The organism is Rosenbergiella gaditana (assembly GCF_018494065.1).
Taxonomy (GTDB): Bacteria; Pseudomonadota; Gammaproteobacteria; order Enterobacterales; family Enterobacteriaceae; genus Rosenbergiella; species Rosenbergiella gaditana.
In genome coordinates this window covers 182764-199413 of record NZ_JABBFR010000002.1, presented here as the reverse complement: position 1 = coordinate 199413, position 16650 = coordinate 182764, and the positions used below count along the sequence as shown (strand labels likewise).

The following is a 16650-nucleotide window of genomic DNA, read 5'->3' as shown; positions in this document are numbered from 1 at the left end:
ACGCTGAATAATCTGGGCGTGTTATGCTGAAATCAGTGAACGATTTTACTTTATAACCCTATGTTTATTAAGTTTATTTTTAACATTTATTTAACTAGGTAAGGTTAATCTTTGGGGGTCATGTGACTACGATGAAACAAAAAATTGTAATTGTAGGCGGCGGTGCAGGGGGTTTAGAACTTGCTACGCAACTAGGAAATAAACTGGGACGTAAGGGACAAGCAGAAATTACACTGATTGATCGTAACCCGACACACCTATGGAAACCGTTATTACACGAAGTCGCAACAGGATCGATGGATGAAGGGATTGATGCGTTGAGTTATCTTGCTCACGCCCATCATCACCATTTCCAGTTTCAATTGGGTAGCTTAGTCAATATTGACCGTGAAACAAAGCAACTCGAATTGGCCCCCATACAGGATGCGCAAGGCAATATGTTAGTGGATACACGCAGTATCAGCTACGATACCTTGGTAATGGCGTTAGGGAGTACCTCTAATGACTTTGGTACAGAGGGCGTTAAAGACCACTGTATCTACCTCGATAACCCTCAGCAAGCGCACCGTTTTCGTAATGAAATGCTGAACCAATTTCTTAAGCACTCTTCCTCACAACAGAATGATAAACCAGTCAATATCGCGATTGTCGGAGGGGGAGCCACCGGGGTTGAGCTTTCAGCTGAGCTGTATAATGCCGTAAAACAACTGAATAGCTATGGTTACAAAACCTTAGGTCGTGAAGCCCTAAACGTGACGCTAGTGGAAGCGGGGGAACGTATCCTCCCGGCACTCCCGACACGTATCTCTGCAGCGGCGCACCAAGAATTGACCAAATTAGGGGTACAAGTCAAAACGGGTACCATGGTCACCAGCGCACAAAAGGATGGGTTAAATACCAAAGAGGGAACTTTTATTGCGGCAGACTTGATGGTTTGGGCCGCAGGTATCAAAGCCCCTGATTTTATGAAAGAGATCGCGGGCTTAGAAACTAACCGTATCAATCAGCTGGTCGTACAACCGACGTTGCAAACGAGTCGGGATGAGAATATTTATGCGATCGGTGACTGCGCTAGCTGTGCTTTACCGGAAGGTGGTTTCGTGCCGCCGCGTGCACAATCTGCACACCAAATGGCCTCGCAAGTGCTAAAAAATATCTTAGCGGCACGTCAAGGTAAGCCGCAAACGGCCTATAAATATAAAGATCATGGGTCGTTAGTGTCACTGTCGCGTTTTAGTACGGTCGGTAGCCTGATGGGCAACCTGATGCACGGTTCGATGATGGTCGAAGGGCGTATTGCCCGTTTAGTCTATCTGTCGCTATATCGTATGCACCAAGTGGCGTTACATGGTTACTTCCGTACGGGATTAATGATGCTTTCAGGCAGTATCAATAAAGTGATCCGACCAAAGTTAAAACTGCACTAGCAGATAAGGCCGCTTTCGCGGCCTTTCTTTTATCACTCTTTCCGCTAACTCTCCGCTGTTAGGCATATAAAATAGCGACTAACTATTTTAGACAGTGCCTTATCCTAATTTTGTCCATAATTCCGATAGCTGATACTAGATTGATTTGGCACACTCAGGTGAGTTGAGCAGTGAGTAAAGCTCTAACCCTGTATCCATCAATCAGAATAAATTGCAGGAGATGTCATGAATAAATCATTAGTTGCCGGTGTCGGTATCGGAGCGTTAGCCGCTTTAGGTGTTGCTGCGGTGGCAGGCAGTCATTTTGCGCAACAAACACCGCAATTTGCTGAAGTGGTTGCGGTACAACCGCTGACTGAAAATATCAACACCCCACACGAGGTATGTCGAAACGTTAATGTGGTCCATCGTCGGGCAGTGCAAGATGAAAACCGTATTACCGGCTCGGTATTAGGAGCTGTGGCGGGCGGAGTATTAGGTCACCAGTTTGGCGGCGGTCATGGCCGAGACATCGCTACCGTTGCTGGCGCACTGGCGGGGGGCTATGCCGGTAACCAAGCACAGCAAAGCTTACAAAATAGCGATACTTATCAAACCTCTCATCGCCGTTGTACGACTCAGTATACGCAGTCGCAGCGCACTAAAGGCTATAACGTGACCTATAAAGTCGGTGATAAACAAGGAACGATTATGATGGATCATAAGCCCGGCTCAGTGATCCCGCTGGATGCACAAGGAAATCTAAAACTGAGCGAGCCGACCGTTCAGAAAAGCTGATGTTGAGCAGCCACCCTAGGGTGGCTGCTAAGCGGTCTATTTGGCGCTCACACGATGTTGGTCCATCTGTGCCAACAATTCGACCAACCAATTAATCCGTTGTTGGCGTTCACTTAAGTCACGCATAAACCGCAGTTTAACCGGTCCCTCAAGCTTCCACTGTTTAGGATCTTGTTGCAACAGACCAATAAGCCAGCCTGGATCAACGTTATTCTGCTCAGCGAATTCAATATAGCCGCCTTTTTCTCCCGCCTCGATTTTAGCAATCCCCAAAGATTCTGCGTGAAGACGGATCTCAGTCTGCATTAACAGATTACGGGTCGCATCCGGTAGAAGACCGAAGCGGTCAATCATCTCGACTTTAATATCGTTCAGTTCAGCGGATTCGCTGGCACTGGCAATACGTTTATAGAGCGAGAGGCGGGTATTGATATCAGAGATAAAGTCATCAGGAATTAACGCCGGCATGCGTAATTCTACATCAGTATGGCGTTGTGACAGATCTTCTAAGGACGGCTCTTTCCCAGCTTTCAATGACTCCACCGCATTCTCCAGCAGTTCCATATAGAGGGTAAAACCGAGCGTTTCCATCTGCCCACTCTGATCATCACCCAACAGCTCACCGGCCCCGCGAATTTCTAAGTCATGGGTCGCCAAAGCGAACCCAGCACCCAAATCTTCTAACGAGGCAATAGCGTCCAAGCGTTTGCGTGCATCTGTCGTCATTGCCTTCGGATGGGGCGTCAATAACCACGCATAGGCTTGGTGGTGCGAGCGACCGACACGCCCACGTAGCTGGTGAAGCTGTGCCAAACCAAAGTGGTCGGCACGCTCAATAATAATGGTATTAGCGGTTGGGATGTCGATACCTGTCTCAATAATGGTGGTACAGACCAACACATTAAAGCGCTGATGATGGAAATCATTCATCACTTTTTCCAGTTCACGCTCACGCATCTGTCCATGACCGATACCAATGCGGGCTTCCGGCACTAGCTCGGCCAATTTTTCAGCCGCTTTATTGATATTTTCGACATCGTTAAAGAGGTAATAAACTTGCCCACCCCGCAGCACTTCCCGCAGGATAGCTTCGCGTACCACTAAGGCATCATACTCACGGACAAAGGTTTTTACCGCCAGTCGGCGGGCCGGAGGCGTCGCAATAATCGACAGATCGCGCATGCCGCTCATCGCCATATTTAAGGTCCGCGGGATAGGGGTAGCCGTTAAGGTGAGGATGTCGACATCTGCACGCATCGCTTTGATACGTTCTTTATGGCGCACACCGAAGCGATGTTCTTCATCGACAATCAATAGTCCGAGGTCAGACCATTGTAAATCACTCATCAGTAGTTTATGTGTACCGATCAGAATATCAACTTTCCCTTCGGCTGCCTCTTGTAGCACTTTGCTCTGCTCTTTAGCGCTCCGAAAACGAGATAACATCTCGACGCGTACCGGCCAGTCGGCGAAGCGGTCACGGAAATTATCGTAATGCTGTTGCGCCAGTAAGGTGGTCGGCACCAGCACCGCAACTTGCTTGTTATTTTCGACGGCGAGGAACGCGGCACGCATCGCCACTTCGGTCTTACCAAAACCGACATCCCCGCACACTAAACGGTCCATGGCCAGCGGTTGACACATATCGCTGATCACCGCACTGATGGCTTGTTTCTGATCCGGGGTGGTATCATAGGGGAACGAGGCGCAGAACTGTTGATAATTTTCACGGTTTTGGCTAAAGGCAAATCCGGTTTTTGCCGCGCGTTGCGCATAAATATCCAGCAGCTCTGCCGCGACATCACGCACTTTCTCTGCTGCTTTCTGCCGTGCACGGTTCCAAGCATCACTGCCAAGTTTATGCAGTGGGGCATTCTCGTCGGCTCCGCCGGCATAACGGCTGATCAGATGCAGTGAAGAGATAGGAATATAAAGCTTTGCATCATTGGCGTAATGTAGAACCAGATATTCAGCCGTGACACCGCCGGTCTCCAAGGTTGTCATGCCGACATAGCGTCCGACACCGTGGTCGAGGTGAACGACTGGCTGGCCTGGATGCAGTTCTGCCAAGTTGCGAATCAGTACATCGGGATTGATGGCACGACGAGTATCTTGACGACGGCGTACCACACGCTCGCCCAGTAGATCGTTTTCACAGATAAAAATGAGCTGCTGCGGCTCGGCGATAAAGCCTTTCTCGGCAGCTCCCAGCATTAGGTAAGTCCCCGCCGTCTGTGCATCCGTAAACGCCGGGATTGTAGTGGGTCTAAGCTTAATGCGTGCCAGCATCTCTTGTAACCGTTCGCGGCGGCCTTGACTCTCGACAGAGAAGATCACGCGATGATTACTGTGTGCATCGAGCAGCTGACGAAGTGGCTCCAGTGGGTGCTGATTATCCGGTTGATGCAATGCTGGCAGAACCTGATAGCCAAGATTCGTATTGGCGGCTTTCTTCGGTAGCGCTTGCGACAGCAATTGGATACGCGGCCAGCGTTTTAGCTCGGCATACAGGGCATCAGGGGCTAACCAAAGTTCATTGGGTTCGACCAAGGGACGCATCGGATCGACGCGACGATTTTCATAACGATGAGCCGTATCTTGCCAAAAACGCTCACTACTGCCGGCCAAATCCCCAGTATTCACCAGTAAAGTCTGTGCCGGGAAGTAGCTAAAGAGGGGAGGTAGCGCTTCATCAAAGAACAGCGGTTGCCAATACTCTATCCCCGCAGGCAATGTCCCGCGTGAGACTTGCTGATAAAGATGCTCGGACTCACGCAGCACATCAAATTTCTCACGCCATTGTGTACGAAAGCGTTCAATCGACGGCTTATCAGTGGGGAATTCATGAGCGGGCAGAAGGCTAATGGCCTCAACTTCATTGAGAGTACGCTGCGTATCGGCATCAAAAGAGCGTAAGCTATCAATTTCATCATCAAGGAAATCAAGACGAAAGGGCGCTTCGCTTCCCATCGGGAACAGGTCAAGCAACGCGCCACGGGTCGCATATTCACCGTGCACCATCACCTGTTCAACATGGCGATAACCCGCTTGGTCAAGTTGACGGATCAGCGTATCGCGGGAAAGTTTATCCCCTCGCTGCATGACTAACGCATGGCTGTGCAAAAAACTGTGCGGACAGACGCGCTGCATAAGGGTGTTAACCGGCAGGATTAACAGCCCTTTCTCCATCAGTGGCAGTTGATAGAGCATCGACAAACGACTCGAAATAATATCTTGGTGAGGGGAAAAGCTATCGTAGGGAAGCGTCTCCCAATCAGGCAATGTATTCACGCTTAGAGACGTAAATTGACCGATTTCGCTGGTTAACTGCAGTGCATTTTGCATATCACTGGCAATTAACACGACCAGGCCGTCATGTTGCTCTGCGATACGCGCTGCTTCAATCGCAAAAGCTGAGCCGACTAATTCGCCTAACTGCCGTACATCGCCTGCCTTGCTGGGCAGTGAATATTGCTGGATATCCGTCATAAACTTACATTATCTCATTTTAATGATGTATTAACGTTTCTGTCGTAAGTTGCAGAAAATTACTCATCCACTTTTTCTCTATCTTTAAAGTAGCACTCTGTACTGCGAAGCGGTATTCGCTTTCGCAGGTAAACCGATGCGTTTGGCTTATTTTTATACAACTAACCGTTTTTCCGAGTGTTTACCTTGATGATCACTGCGGTAAAGGTTTCATAAAGGCGGCACCTCCATTATCATTCCCGTTAACCTTTTTTACCGTCCGGGATGGACTACATGTATCAACCTGTCGCTTTATTTATTGGTCTACGTTACATGCGTGGCCGTGCTACTGATCGATTCGGGCGGTTTATCTCTTGGCTCTCCGCGATTGGGATTACCTTAGGGGTGCTGGCATTGGTCACGGTACTCTCGGTGATGAATGGCTTCGAACGTGAGCTAGAAGGCAATATTTTGGGCTTGATGCCACAAGCGGTGGTGTCGCAACCTGCTGGGCATCTTGATCCGCAACAATTCCCTGCCTCCTCCCTGAAGCTCGCTGGCGTCAAGCGTGTGGCGCCGTTAACCACTGCTGAAGTTGTTTTACAAAGTGCTCATAATGTTTCGGTTGGGGTAATGCTAGGACTCGCACCGGGAGAGCAAGACCCGCTGCTGCCCTATATTGAACAAGGTCCTACACATATTCCGGCACCTGGCAGCTATCAAGTGATCTTAGGTGCGCAACTGGCCAATCAGCTTGGTGTTCAGTTAGGCGATAAACTGCGCCTGATGGTGCCGTCGGTGAGTCAATTCACGCCGATGGGACGGATGCCGAGCCAACGATTATTTACAGTGGCCGGTATCTATGCCGCCAACAGTGAAGTCGACAGTTATCAAATTCTCGTCAATCAGCAAGATGCCTCCCGAGTAATGCTGTACCCTGCGGGGCAGATAACCGGATGGCGTTTATGGCTTGATCATCCTTTGGCGGTGGATGAGATAGATCAGCATGCGCTACCTGAGAAATCAGTCTGGAAAGATTGGCGTGAGCGTAAAGGCGATCTCTTCCAAGCAGTAAGAATGGAAAAAAATATGATGGGTCTGTTACTGAGCCTTATTGTGGCCGTCGCAGCGTTCAATATCATCACGTCGCTTGGCCTCTTGATTATGGAGAAGCAGGGGGAAGTGGCGATACTGCAGACTCAAGGTCTGACTCGCCGACAAATAATGACGGTCTTTATGGTGCAAGGCGCTAGCGCCGGCATTATCGGTTCATTATGCGGCGCACTATTCGGCTGTCTGTTGGCCAGCCAATTAAATCATTTATTACCTGTCATCGGCTTATTATTAGATGGTGCTGCACTTCCGGTCGATATTCACGTTGGTCAAGTGGTATTAATCACCCTGAGTGCGATGATCTTGGCCTTATTGGCAACTCTCTATCCATCGTGGCGTGCTGCCACTGTACAACCCGCTGAGGCCTTACGTTATGAATAAATCCCCTTTATTGCAGTGTACAGAGTTATGCAAAACGTATCGTGAAGGCGCAGTCAGTACTGAAGTATTGAAGCAGGTCAGTTTTAGCATTGCTGAACGGGAGCTTGTCTCGATTATTGGCAGCTCGGGTTCTGGTAAAAGTACGCTACTCCACCTCCTCGGCGGCTTAGACCAACCGACCTCGGGTGAAGTCTCCTTTCAGGGGAAATCCTTAAATACGATGAGCGCCTCGGCTAAGGCCGATTTACGTAACCAACAGCTCGGGTTTATCTACCAATTCCACCATTTACTGCCGGACTTCACTGCATTAGAAAATGTGGCGATGCCGCTGTTGATCGGTGGTTGTTCTGCCCAAGAAGCGTCTCATCGCGCTGACGAGATGCTAAAAGCGGTGGGACTGAGCCCACGCGGTAAGCATCGTCCCTCCGAGTTGTCTGGCGGTGAACGCCAACGTGTGGCGATTGCACGGGCATTAGTGAACAAACCGAGTTTGGTGATGGCAGATGAGCCGACCGGTAATCTCGATGCACGCAATGCCGATGCGATTTTTGCGCTACTGGGCGAATTAAACCAGAGCCAGGGTACTGCCTTTTTGGTGGTAACCCATGACTTAGCATTAGCGAAGCGTTTAGACCGTCAGATGGAAATGCGCGATGGGGTGTTATATGCTCAGCCGGTCATACAAGGGGTGAGTTAATGCGAGGCTCTCTCTCTTTCTTATTGGCATTACGCTTCAGTCGAGGACGTCGTCGGGGAGGTATGGTCTCCTTGATCTCCGTGCTCTCAACGGCCGGTATTGCCTTAGGTGTCGCAGTGCTGATTATCGGCTTAAGTGCGATGAATGGCTTTGAACGCGAGCTAAATAAGCGGATTCTGGATGTGGTGCCGCATGGCGAGATTATTCCCGTTCATCAACCTTTTCAACAGTGGCAGTCATTGCTGGGGCCGATTGAGCAGGTGAAGGGCGTGGCGGCTGCGGCCCCTTTCATTACTTTTACGGGGTTAATCGAAAGCGCACAAAAATTACAAGCCATCCAAGTTAAAGGGGTCGATCCCCAGCAAGAGACTCGGTTGAGTAGCTTGCCACAATTTGTACAAAATAATGCATGGTCCGAGTTTCAGGCAGGGAAGCAACAGATTATTATTGGCGGCGGTATCGCGAAGAGTCTGGGCTTAAAAACCGGTGATTGGCTGACGGTACTCATCCCCAATAACGATCAGCAAAACAAACTATTGCAGCCTAAACGTCTTCGTCTACAAGTTAGCGGTATCTTGCAGTTGAGCGGTATGCTCGATCATAGTCTCGCCTTAGTACCGCTAGCGGATGCTCAGCATTATTTAGATATGAACAACTCGGTCACGGGTATTGCCTTAAAAATGCGTGATCCGTTTCAGGCACCTGCTATTGTCCGGGCTGCCGGTGAAGCCACCCATGGTTATGTCTATATTCGCAACTGGACCACAGATTTTGGATATATGTATCGTGATATCCAAATGATACGGGCAATTATGTACTTAGCGATGATCTTAGTGATTGGCGTTGCCTGCTTTAATATTGTGTCGACTTTAGTGATGGCGGTAAAGGATAAAAGCAGTGATATTGCGGTACTTCGTACTTTAGGCGCGAAAGATCGCCTTATTCGTGCCATATTTATTTGGTACGGATTATTGGCGGGAATTACCGGGAGCCTGATTGGTGTGGTGCTTGGCGTTCTCGGTGCGTTGAATCTGACGCGCGTAATTAAGGGAATTGAATCGTTGACCGGGCATCATTTACTTTCTGGTGATATCTACTTTATCGACTTTCTTCCCTCAGTGTTGCACTGGAGTGACGTGATTATCGTTCTATTCTGTGCACTAGTCTTGAGTTTGCTGGCCAGTTGGTATCCGGCTCGTCGAGCAAGCCGTATTGATCCTGCACGAGTATTGAGCGGGCAATAATTTATGATGTGCTCGCGGTAAGGCGAGCACAATGTTTAACGTGTTCTGCAGGAGTTCTCATGCGTACTAGTAATCGTCGTCGCATTCGCGTCGCCCGTTTTAAAAAGAACAAGCGAAAAATGCGCCAACGTTTTCGACAATCTTATTTTGAAGATGCACGCATAGCAAAACTCGTCACAAAACCGTTGCCAAGAGTCGTGGTATTAACTGGGGCCGGTATTTCAGCTGAATCGGGTATCGCCACGTTCCGTGCCGCGGATGGCTTATGGGAAAATCACTCTATTGAAGACATTGCGACGCCAGAAGGGTATCACCGTGATCCGCAACGCGTGCATGACTTTTATAATGAACGGCGTCGCCAGCTGCAGTCTGCACATATACTGCCTAACAATGCACACCGTGCGTTAGCAAAATTGGGCACTGTATTGGGTGATAATCTACTGGTTGTCACACAGAATATTGATAACCTGCATGAGCGAGCAAGCAGTGTAAACGTTATCCATATGCATGGTGAGCTCCTCAAAGCACGCTGCACGCAAAGCCAACAAGTGATCACTTGGCTTGATGATCTGCAACCGACCGATCGCTGTACCTGTTGTCAATTCCCTGCGCCGTTGCGACCCCATGTAGTATGGTTTGGTGAAATGCCGCTGCAGATGGAAGGAATTTATCAAGCGATTGCCGAGTGCGATATTTTTATCGCAGTCGGGACTTCCGGCCAAGTCTATCCTGCTGCCGGGTTTGTCCATGAAGCGAAACTTCAATGCGCGGAAACCATTGAGTTTAATCTTGAACCCACCGCGTCAAAAGAAGAGTTTATCGAAGGCCATTATGGTCCAGCCTCGCAAACACTCCCCGCCTGGGTGGAAATGTTTCTGAGCCAGCGCTAGTGGAAAGTAGGGCAGTCAATCTCGACTGCCCTGTGACGTTTACGCGTCTTCTTCTTCGGCAAAAAGCCAATAGCCTGCATTAATCAATCCAGTCAGCTGGGTTAATACAGTAGTCTCCTCAATGAGGGGGTGTAATTGTGCTGCCTCAATGACAGATGTTCCCGCTAACACGCTTAAGAAGCGGGGATCGGGGCTACTGAAACGCTCGCCATTAATAAAGGTGTGTGATGCTAACTGCAACACCTTTAATCCACCAATACGCTGTAACGGTGTACCTTCCTCTAGGGCATCGCGTACTTCATCTTCTTGATAAGCGGGCTGTGGAGGCGCGATATCCAGTTCGTGGCGAGACTGCGAAAGAAATTCGCCTAACCAAGGGGTGAAATCCTCTGAATTCAGCAGCCCAGTCATCATTTCGCGTAAGCTGTCTGCTTCATCGGGTAATACCAATGCAGCATTGTCCCGCAAGCGCAACGTGGGATCTTGATAGCGACGACTGCCTAGTTCTTGCGCGAGCACATAATCTGCAAAACCACTGAGTAGCTCTTTACCCGAGGGCGCGCGAAAGCCGACCGAATAGTTAAGTGAATTTTCTAACGAATAACCTTCATGCGGGAACCCCGGTGGAATATAAACCAGATCACCCGGTTCTAGCACTTCATCGATAATAGCGTCAAAAGGTGCCACTTGCAGTAAATCGGGGTGGGGCGAATGCTGAGCCACCACATCATTATTACCGACTCGCCAACGACGCCGGCCCGCGCCTTGGATGATAAACACATCATATTGGTCTAAATGTGGACCCACGCCACCATCGGGGACTGAAAACGAGATCATCAAGTCATCCATGCGCCAATCAGAAAGGGCGCGGAACGGCTGCATCAATTCCGCCGCTGCGGGATGCCAGTGATCGACGGCTTGAACCAGCAATGACCAATGACTTTCAGTAAGATGGTCGAAATCGGTAAAGGGTCCGTGGGCAACTTGCCAGCCAGCGGCAGTTTGACTGACTAATCGGCTATCCACTTCGTTTTCCATCGCCAACCCAGCTAATTCGTCGGGACTGATGGGATCCTGAAAATCGCGGAACGCTTGGCGGATGACGACTGGTTTTTTCTGCCAATAGGTTGCAAGAAACGTAGGCCAGTCAATGGCGAGTTCGAAAGACATAATACCCTCAAAGAGTGAGAAAACTGGCGAGAGTATATCAGTGTGGCACGGAGAATGAGACAGGAAATCAAATCATCTGATTGGCAAAAACGATCTCCATGCGCGCGCCTCCCCAATGGCTGCGTGATACGCGTATTTCACCCGCGTAGTTATCGACAATTTCACGAGCTAAAGAGAGACCAATGCCTTGACCCGGGCGAAGCGTATCGACACGATGCCCTCGCTGGAAAATCATCTCACGCCGCGTAGCAGGAATACCGGGACCGTCATCATCGATAAACAATGTTAGTGTGGTGTCATTTTGAATCGCACTGATATGGATAAACTCTAAGCAGTATTTACAGGCATTATCGAGGACATTACCCATTACCTCGATCAGGTCGTCACGATTACCGGTGAAGGTCAGTTCCGGCGAAAGATCAACGGTAATATCGACCCCTTTATTTTGATAAACCTTATTTAGCGCGGAGCAAAGTCCATCAATCAGTGGGGCGACAGCGTGTATCTCTCGATTCAGCAGATTATTTTCAGCTTGTAAACTGGCGCGGTGTAGGTAGTAACCCACCTGTTGGGATATACGACTAATTTGTTCGAGCATTAAAGGCTCAGCTTCTTCGATTTGTATCGGCTTCGCCCCACGTAGTGAACGCAGAGTACTTTGCAGCACCGCCAAGGGTGTCTTGAGGCTGTGAGTGAGGTCAGAAAGCGTGGTGTGATAACGGCTACTGCGTTTACGTTCGCTTTTTAACAATAGATTTAGGTTGCTGACCAAGCCTTTCAGCTCTTGTGGAGGCGAGTCACCCAACGATTCACGTTGTCCTGATTCTAAAGCTTTTAACTCTGCCGACAGTTGGCCAATGGGTTTAAGGCTCCAACGGGCGGCAAGCCAGAGTAATGGGATCACCAATAAAAAGTTGGCGGCTAAAACATAGTTAAACCACGACCAGACCAATTCGCTGTGTTGCAGTTCTTGAGGAATCGAGTCAATGACGACAATGGTCAGGGCCGGTAGGGTCGCGGTGGCATCGTAACGGCTCACGGCGACCGAGTGAGTGAAGGTGTCATCACTACCCAGTTCGGCAATTTTTTGCTGTGCTTTACGGTTATTACCGATTGCCGCAATACTGACCTTATTACTGGCATCGATTTCGTAGAAATTATTCGTCTGTAGCCAGCTTTTTGAGATGCTGCGTCGTATTTCAGGGACATCACGTAACTGCCACAGTAAACGCCCATGTTCATCATAGATATAGACAAGCGTCGGGAAGTTAAGCTTTAAGTTATCGGGGCGATCAATGACGATTTTATTATCACGCCACTGGGCGAGGGTGAAGAAAAGGTTACTTTCCCCACGCATTACTTGATAGGTATTTTTATCGAAACTGATTACATAGCCCACTACTGCCACCACACCGTAACAGAGTGAGATGATCAGAATCAGCGCCGAGGCTGCGAGTAAAAAGCGGCCTCGTAACGAGAGAGGCGAAATCGTAAACTTTTTGCGCCGTGGTGAAGCCATGGTGCTATGGGGCATCGAAACGGTATCCCAGACCTCTTAAGGTGGTGATCACTTCATTAGGATAATGTTGTTGAATTTTTTTCCGTAAGCGGCCCATCAGCACATCAATCGTGTGTCCTTCGCGCAGATCGGCATCGGGATAAAGCTGCAACATCAACGATTCTTTACTGATCACTCGGCCAGCGTTAATGATCAGCGTCTCGACGATGGTATACTCGAAGGTAGTGAGTTTGATGGCGTGTTGGTCAATCGTCAGCTCTTTCCTTGAGAGATCAATAAGGAAGGGCGCATAGTGGATCACTTGTGAAGCGTGGCCAGCAGTGCGGCGTAATAAGGCTTGCAGTCGTGCGGCAACTTCTTCGATATGGAAAGGTTTTGTCACGTAATCATCGGCACCGGCTTGTAGCGCAGCCACTTTCGATTGCCAGCCTTCACGTGCGGTGAGCACTAATATAGGTTGTTTGATTTCTTGCGCGCGCCAGCGCTGGATGAGGCCCATACCGTCTTCGTCAGGGAGGCCGAGATCAACGAGGGCAACATCTGGGGCATATTCATTCAAGAAATAGTCTGCTTCGTTGGCATCTTCTGCCGCATCGACTTGATGGCCCATTTCGCGAAGCTGTACTGATAAATGGTGCCGTAATAACGGATTATCTTCGACCACTAAAACGCGCATCTGCACATCCTCTTTGTATTCTATAACGCCTTAGAGTACCACTCAGGATCTAAACGGGGACTTAACATAGTGAATAGAGGCAGGTTAAGTCCCCGACCGATTATTTTAATTCATCAGTTAGTTGGATCGCACGGCCTAAATAGTTAGCCGGGGTCATCGCTTTTAGCCGAACTTTTTCTGCTTCAGGTAGGGCTAAGTTATCGATAAATTGCTGCATACCTTGTGCATCGATACGCTTACCGCGCGTCAGCTCTTTTAGTTTTTCATAAGGTTTCTCAATGCCGTAGCGGCGCATCACCGTTTGAATAGGTTCAGCCAAGACTTCCCAGTTCTGGTCGAGTTCTGCTAACAGCTTCTCTTGATTGACTTCTAATTTCGAGATCCCTTTCAGAGTAGATTGATAAGCGATCAGCGCGTATCCCAGTCCTACGCCTAAGTTACGCAATACGGTGGAGTCAGTCAGATCGCGCTGCCAACGTGAAACAGGGAGTTTAGTGGCTAAGTGTTGCAGAACGGCATTGGCCAGACCTAAGTTACCTTCAGAGTTTTCGAAATCGATTGGGTTCACTTTGTGTGGCATAGTCGACGAACCGATTTCGCCCGCGATGGTTTTCTGACGGAAATGATTCAGCGCGATATAGCCCCAAATATCCCGGTCAAAGTCGATAATAATGGTATTAAAGCGGGCGATACAATCAAATAGCTCGGCAATATAATCGTGTGGCTCGATTTGCGTGGTATAGGGGTTCCAACGAATGCCTAATGCCGTCACAAACTCTTCACTGACTTGATGCCAATCCACTTCAGGATAGGCGGCGATGTGCGCATTGTAGTTACCGACGGCACCATTGATTTTACCGAGGATCTCGCACTGTTCTAGCTGAGTCACTTGGCGGGCTAAACGATAAGCGACGTTAGCCATCTCTTTCCCTAAGGTCGATGGGGTAGCCGGTTGACCATGGGTACGGGAGAGTAAAGGAATGTCGCGGTACTCTGCCGCCAGAGCTTCCACCGCGCTAAGCACTTTACGCCACTCAGGTAAGATTACGTGTTGGCGCGCGGTCTCAAGCATTAATGCGTGAGACAGGTTATTGATATCTTCTGAAGTGCAGGCAAAGTGAATGAATTCAGTCACGGCATGTAATTCAGGGATCGCCGCGACTTTCTCTTTTAGGAAGTATTCGACGGCTTTAACATCGTGATTAGTAGTCCGCTCAATAGTTTTGATAGTTTGCGCATCCTCAACTGAGAATTCTGCGACAATTTTATCAAGGTAAGCGTTTGCGTCAGGGCTAAATGAAGGAACTTCAGCGATTTGGGTCACTGATGAAAGTTTTTGTAGCCAACGCACTTCGACTTCAACGCGAAATTTTAATAATCCAAATTCGCTGAAGATAGCGCGTAATGGGCTGACTTTGTCACCGTAGCGACCGTCGATAGGGGAGACCGCGGTGAGTGAGGATAATTCCATCAGTAAACTCCTGAGTAAAAATAAAAATTGCTGCCACTACGCGTCAGCGTGTGGCAAGCCAGATAAAATTAATTTTGCCATATCGACCAGCTTACCGCGAGAAAACAGTAGCTGTAGTCGTCCGCCACCAAGTTGTTGCCATAACATTGCTGATCTCACACCCGTCAATAATACTGCCCGCACTCGGCTTTGTACTAAAGAGTTCTGGAGAATGGCTTGCTCACCCGTTATTTGGATACGGGGCCCGAGGGGGCTAACGATGTCAGTATAAATACTGGCTGTGGCGGAGGCGAGGGTCGACGAATCAATCCCAAAATGTTGTAACTGACGATCAAGCTGTCGTAAACGTTGTTCGAGGTCACTGAGTGCCTGATGATTTTTCGCAACTTTTCGTTCTAAGCCTATCATCCCAAGGCTGTAACGTGTTATCTCAGCCAGTGCCCCTTTCTGTGAGGGGGTGTTGAGCACGGCGATCACTGTTTCTAACCCGAACCGTAATTGAGCTTCGTTGCCACCAAAAAAAGCGAGTGTACCGTCAGTAGTCTCTAACGACTGGGTGAGACTGCGTAGTGAGCAGTGGTAGGCTTCTTCAGGGCAACGACCATGGCGCGCTAATTGCTGCGCCAGATGCGCAGCTTGACAGATACCCGCAAAGGCGAGGGTCATCTCATAGATATTTTTTTTTGCCACTACGCGTTTTCCGAATCCAGGAGAGGTATACGCTGTTCAATCACACCGCCGCCTAAGCAGCACTCACCGAGATAAAAGACCGCAGACTGACCGGGTGTCACGGCGGCGACAGGTTCATCGAATTGCACTTCAATACGCTCGGCATCGAGTGGCGTGATAAGACAAGGAATATCGGTTTGACGATAACGTGTTTTAACCGTGCACCGCAGCGGCTCTGTTAACGTCACTCGGTCGACCCAGTGCAGTTGTTGCGCAATTAACCCCACGGACATCAGACGGGGGTGCTCACCCCCTTGCGCTACGATAAGCTGGTTATTGGCAACATCTTTATCAACCACATACCAAGGGTCATCATTGCTCTCTTTGAGCCCACCGATACCGAGTCCTTTACGTTGACCCAGGGTGTGATACATCAAGCCTTGGTGAGTACCTAACTCCTGGCCATCCACACTGAAGATCGGGCCTGGTTGTGCTGGAAGGTAGCGAGCAAGGAAATCTTTAAATTTGCGCTCACCAATAAAGCAAATACCGGTAGAGTCTTTTTTACGGGCTGTCACCAAATCGAGCTCTTCAGCGATACGGCGCACTTCGGGTTTCTCTAATTCGCCCACAGGGAAGAGGCTTTGAGCCACTTGTTGATGACTTAAGGTATAGAGAAAATAGCTTTGGTCTTTGTTGGCGTCTAGGCCACGCAGCAATTGGCTTTTACCGTCGACATCTTTGCGGCGCACATAGTGACCGGTGGCGATATAGTCCGCACCCAGATCTTCGGCAGCAAATTCTAAGAAGGCTTTAAATTTGATCTCTTTGTTGCAGAGAATATCGGGGTTAGGGGTACGCCCTGATTTGTACTCTTCTAAGAAAAGTTCAAAAACGTTATCCCAATACTCTGCAGCAAAGTTAATTTTATGCAGTTTGATCCCTAACTTGTCACAGACGGCTTGAGCGTCGGCGAGATCCTCAGCAGCAGTACAATACTCTTCGCCATCATCTTCCTCCCAGTTCTTCATGAACAAGCCTTCAACGTGGTAACCTTGTTGCATCAGTAACCAAGCTGAAACGGAAGAATCTACACCCCCGGACATACCGACGATGACTTTTTTTGCACTCTGGTCAAACATAAATAC

Annotated in this window: 13 protein-coding genes; 6 read left to right on the top strand and 7 right to left on the bottom strand. The window is 49.1% G+C overall.

Annotation, left to right across the window (positions count from 1 at the left end; translation table 11 throughout):
- Positions 1 to 122: 122 nt before the first annotated feature.
- Both HH682_RS02425 and HH682_RS02420 read left to right on the top strand, forming a co-directional pair.
- The gene (locus HH682_RS02425; protein ID WP_214235885.1) at positions 123 to 1427 is read left to right on the top strand and encodes an NAD(P)/FAD-dependent oxidoreductase; all 1305 of its coding nucleotides are present in this window, start codon (positions 123 to 125) and stop codon (positions 1425 to 1427) included.
- Between the two features lie 225 nt (positions 1428 to 1652).
- A complete protein-coding gene (locus HH682_RS02420) occupies positions 1653 to 2204 on the top strand; it encodes a glycine zipper 2TM domain-containing protein (protein ID WP_214235883.1) in 552 nt (183 codons plus the stop codon).
- A 36-nt stretch (positions 2205 to 2240) separates the two neighbouring features.
- Here the strand turns inward: HH682_RS02420 and mfd are convergent, their stop codons facing one another.
- On the bottom strand, positions 2241 to 5693 hold the full coding sequence (mfd, locus tag HH682_RS02415) for a transcription-repair coupling factor (RefSeq protein ID WP_214235881.1): 3453 nt from the start codon (positions 5691 to 5693) through the stop codon (positions 2241 to 2243).
- A 273-nt stretch (positions 5694 to 5966) separates the two neighbouring features.
- Here mfd and lolC point away from each other — a divergent pair, with 273 nt between their 5' ends.
- Genes lolC through cobB form a run of 4 tightly spaced genes read left to right on the top strand, consistent with a single transcriptional unit; the run spans position 5967 to position 9997 of the window.
- Positions 5967 to 7166: a lipoprotein-releasing ABC transporter permease subunit LolC gene (gene lolC / locus HH682_RS02410; RefSeq protein ID WP_214235879.1), complete on the top strand. Its 1200-nt coding sequence runs from the start codon at positions 5967 to 5969 to the stop codon at positions 7164 to 7166.
- Positions 7159 to 7863: a lipoprotein-releasing ABC transporter ATP-binding protein LolD gene (lolD, locus tag HH682_RS02405; RefSeq protein ID WP_214235877.1), complete on the top strand. Its 705-nt coding sequence runs from the start codon at positions 7159 to 7161 to the stop codon at positions 7861 to 7863. The genes lolC and lolD overlap by 8 nt, the downstream gene beginning before the upstream one ends.
- A complete protein-coding gene (gene lolE, locus HH682_RS02400; protein ID WP_214235875.1) occupies positions 7863 to 9107 on the top strand; it encodes a lipoprotein-releasing ABC transporter permease subunit LolE in 1245 nt (414 codons plus the stop codon). The genes lolD and lolE overlap by 1 nt, the downstream gene beginning before the upstream one ends.
- A 59-nt stretch (positions 9108 to 9166) precedes the next feature.
- Positions 9167 to 9997 (top strand): Sir2 family NAD+-dependent deacetylase, encoded by an 831-nt coding sequence (gene cobB, locus HH682_RS02395; protein ID WP_214235874.1) that lies wholly within the window; start codon positions 9167 to 9169, stop codon positions 9995 to 9997.
- 39 nt (positions 9998 to 10036) lie between these two features.
- On the opposite strand, the gene HH682_RS02390 is transcribed toward cobB, so the two are convergent.
- From HH682_RS02390 to mnmA, 6 genes are all read right to left on the bottom strand, one after another.
- Entirely contained in the window at positions 10037 to 11167 is a 1131-nt protein-coding gene (locus tag HH682_RS02390) for a ribosomal protein uL16 3-hydroxylase (protein WP_214235872.1), read from the bottom strand.
- A gap of 67 nt (positions 11168 to 11234) precedes the next feature.
- Positions 11235 to 12701: a two-component system sensor histidine kinase PhoQ gene (gene phoQ, locus HH682_RS02385; protein ID WP_420826173.1), complete on the bottom strand. Its 1467-nt coding sequence runs from the start codon at positions 12699 to 12701 to the stop codon at positions 11235 to 11237.
- Entirely contained in the window at positions 12691 to 13362 is a 672-nt protein-coding gene (gene phoP / locus HH682_RS02380) for a two-component system response regulator PhoP (RefSeq protein ID WP_214235870.1), read from the bottom strand. Before phoP ends, phoQ begins: the two co-directional genes overlap by 11 nt.
- Before the next feature lie 100 nt (positions 13363 to 13462).
- On the bottom strand, positions 13463 to 14833 hold the full coding sequence (gene purB, locus HH682_RS02375; protein WP_214235868.1) for an adenylosuccinate lyase: 1371 nt from the start codon (positions 14831 to 14833) through the stop codon (positions 13463 to 13465).
- A gap of 36 nt (positions 14834 to 14869) precedes the next feature.
- On the bottom strand, positions 14870 to 15523 hold the full coding sequence (gene hflD / locus HH682_RS02370) for a high frequency lysogenization protein HflD (protein WP_338049295.1): 654 nt from the start codon (positions 15521 to 15523) through the stop codon (positions 14870 to 14872).
- On the bottom strand, positions 15523 to 16644 hold the full coding sequence (gene mnmA / locus HH682_RS02365; RefSeq protein WP_214235866.1) for a tRNA 2-thiouridine(34) synthase MnmA: 1122 nt from the start codon (positions 16642 to 16644) through the stop codon (positions 15523 to 15525). The genes hflD and mnmA overlap by 1 nt, the downstream gene beginning before the upstream one ends.
- Positions 16645 to 16650 lie beyond the last annotated feature (6 nt).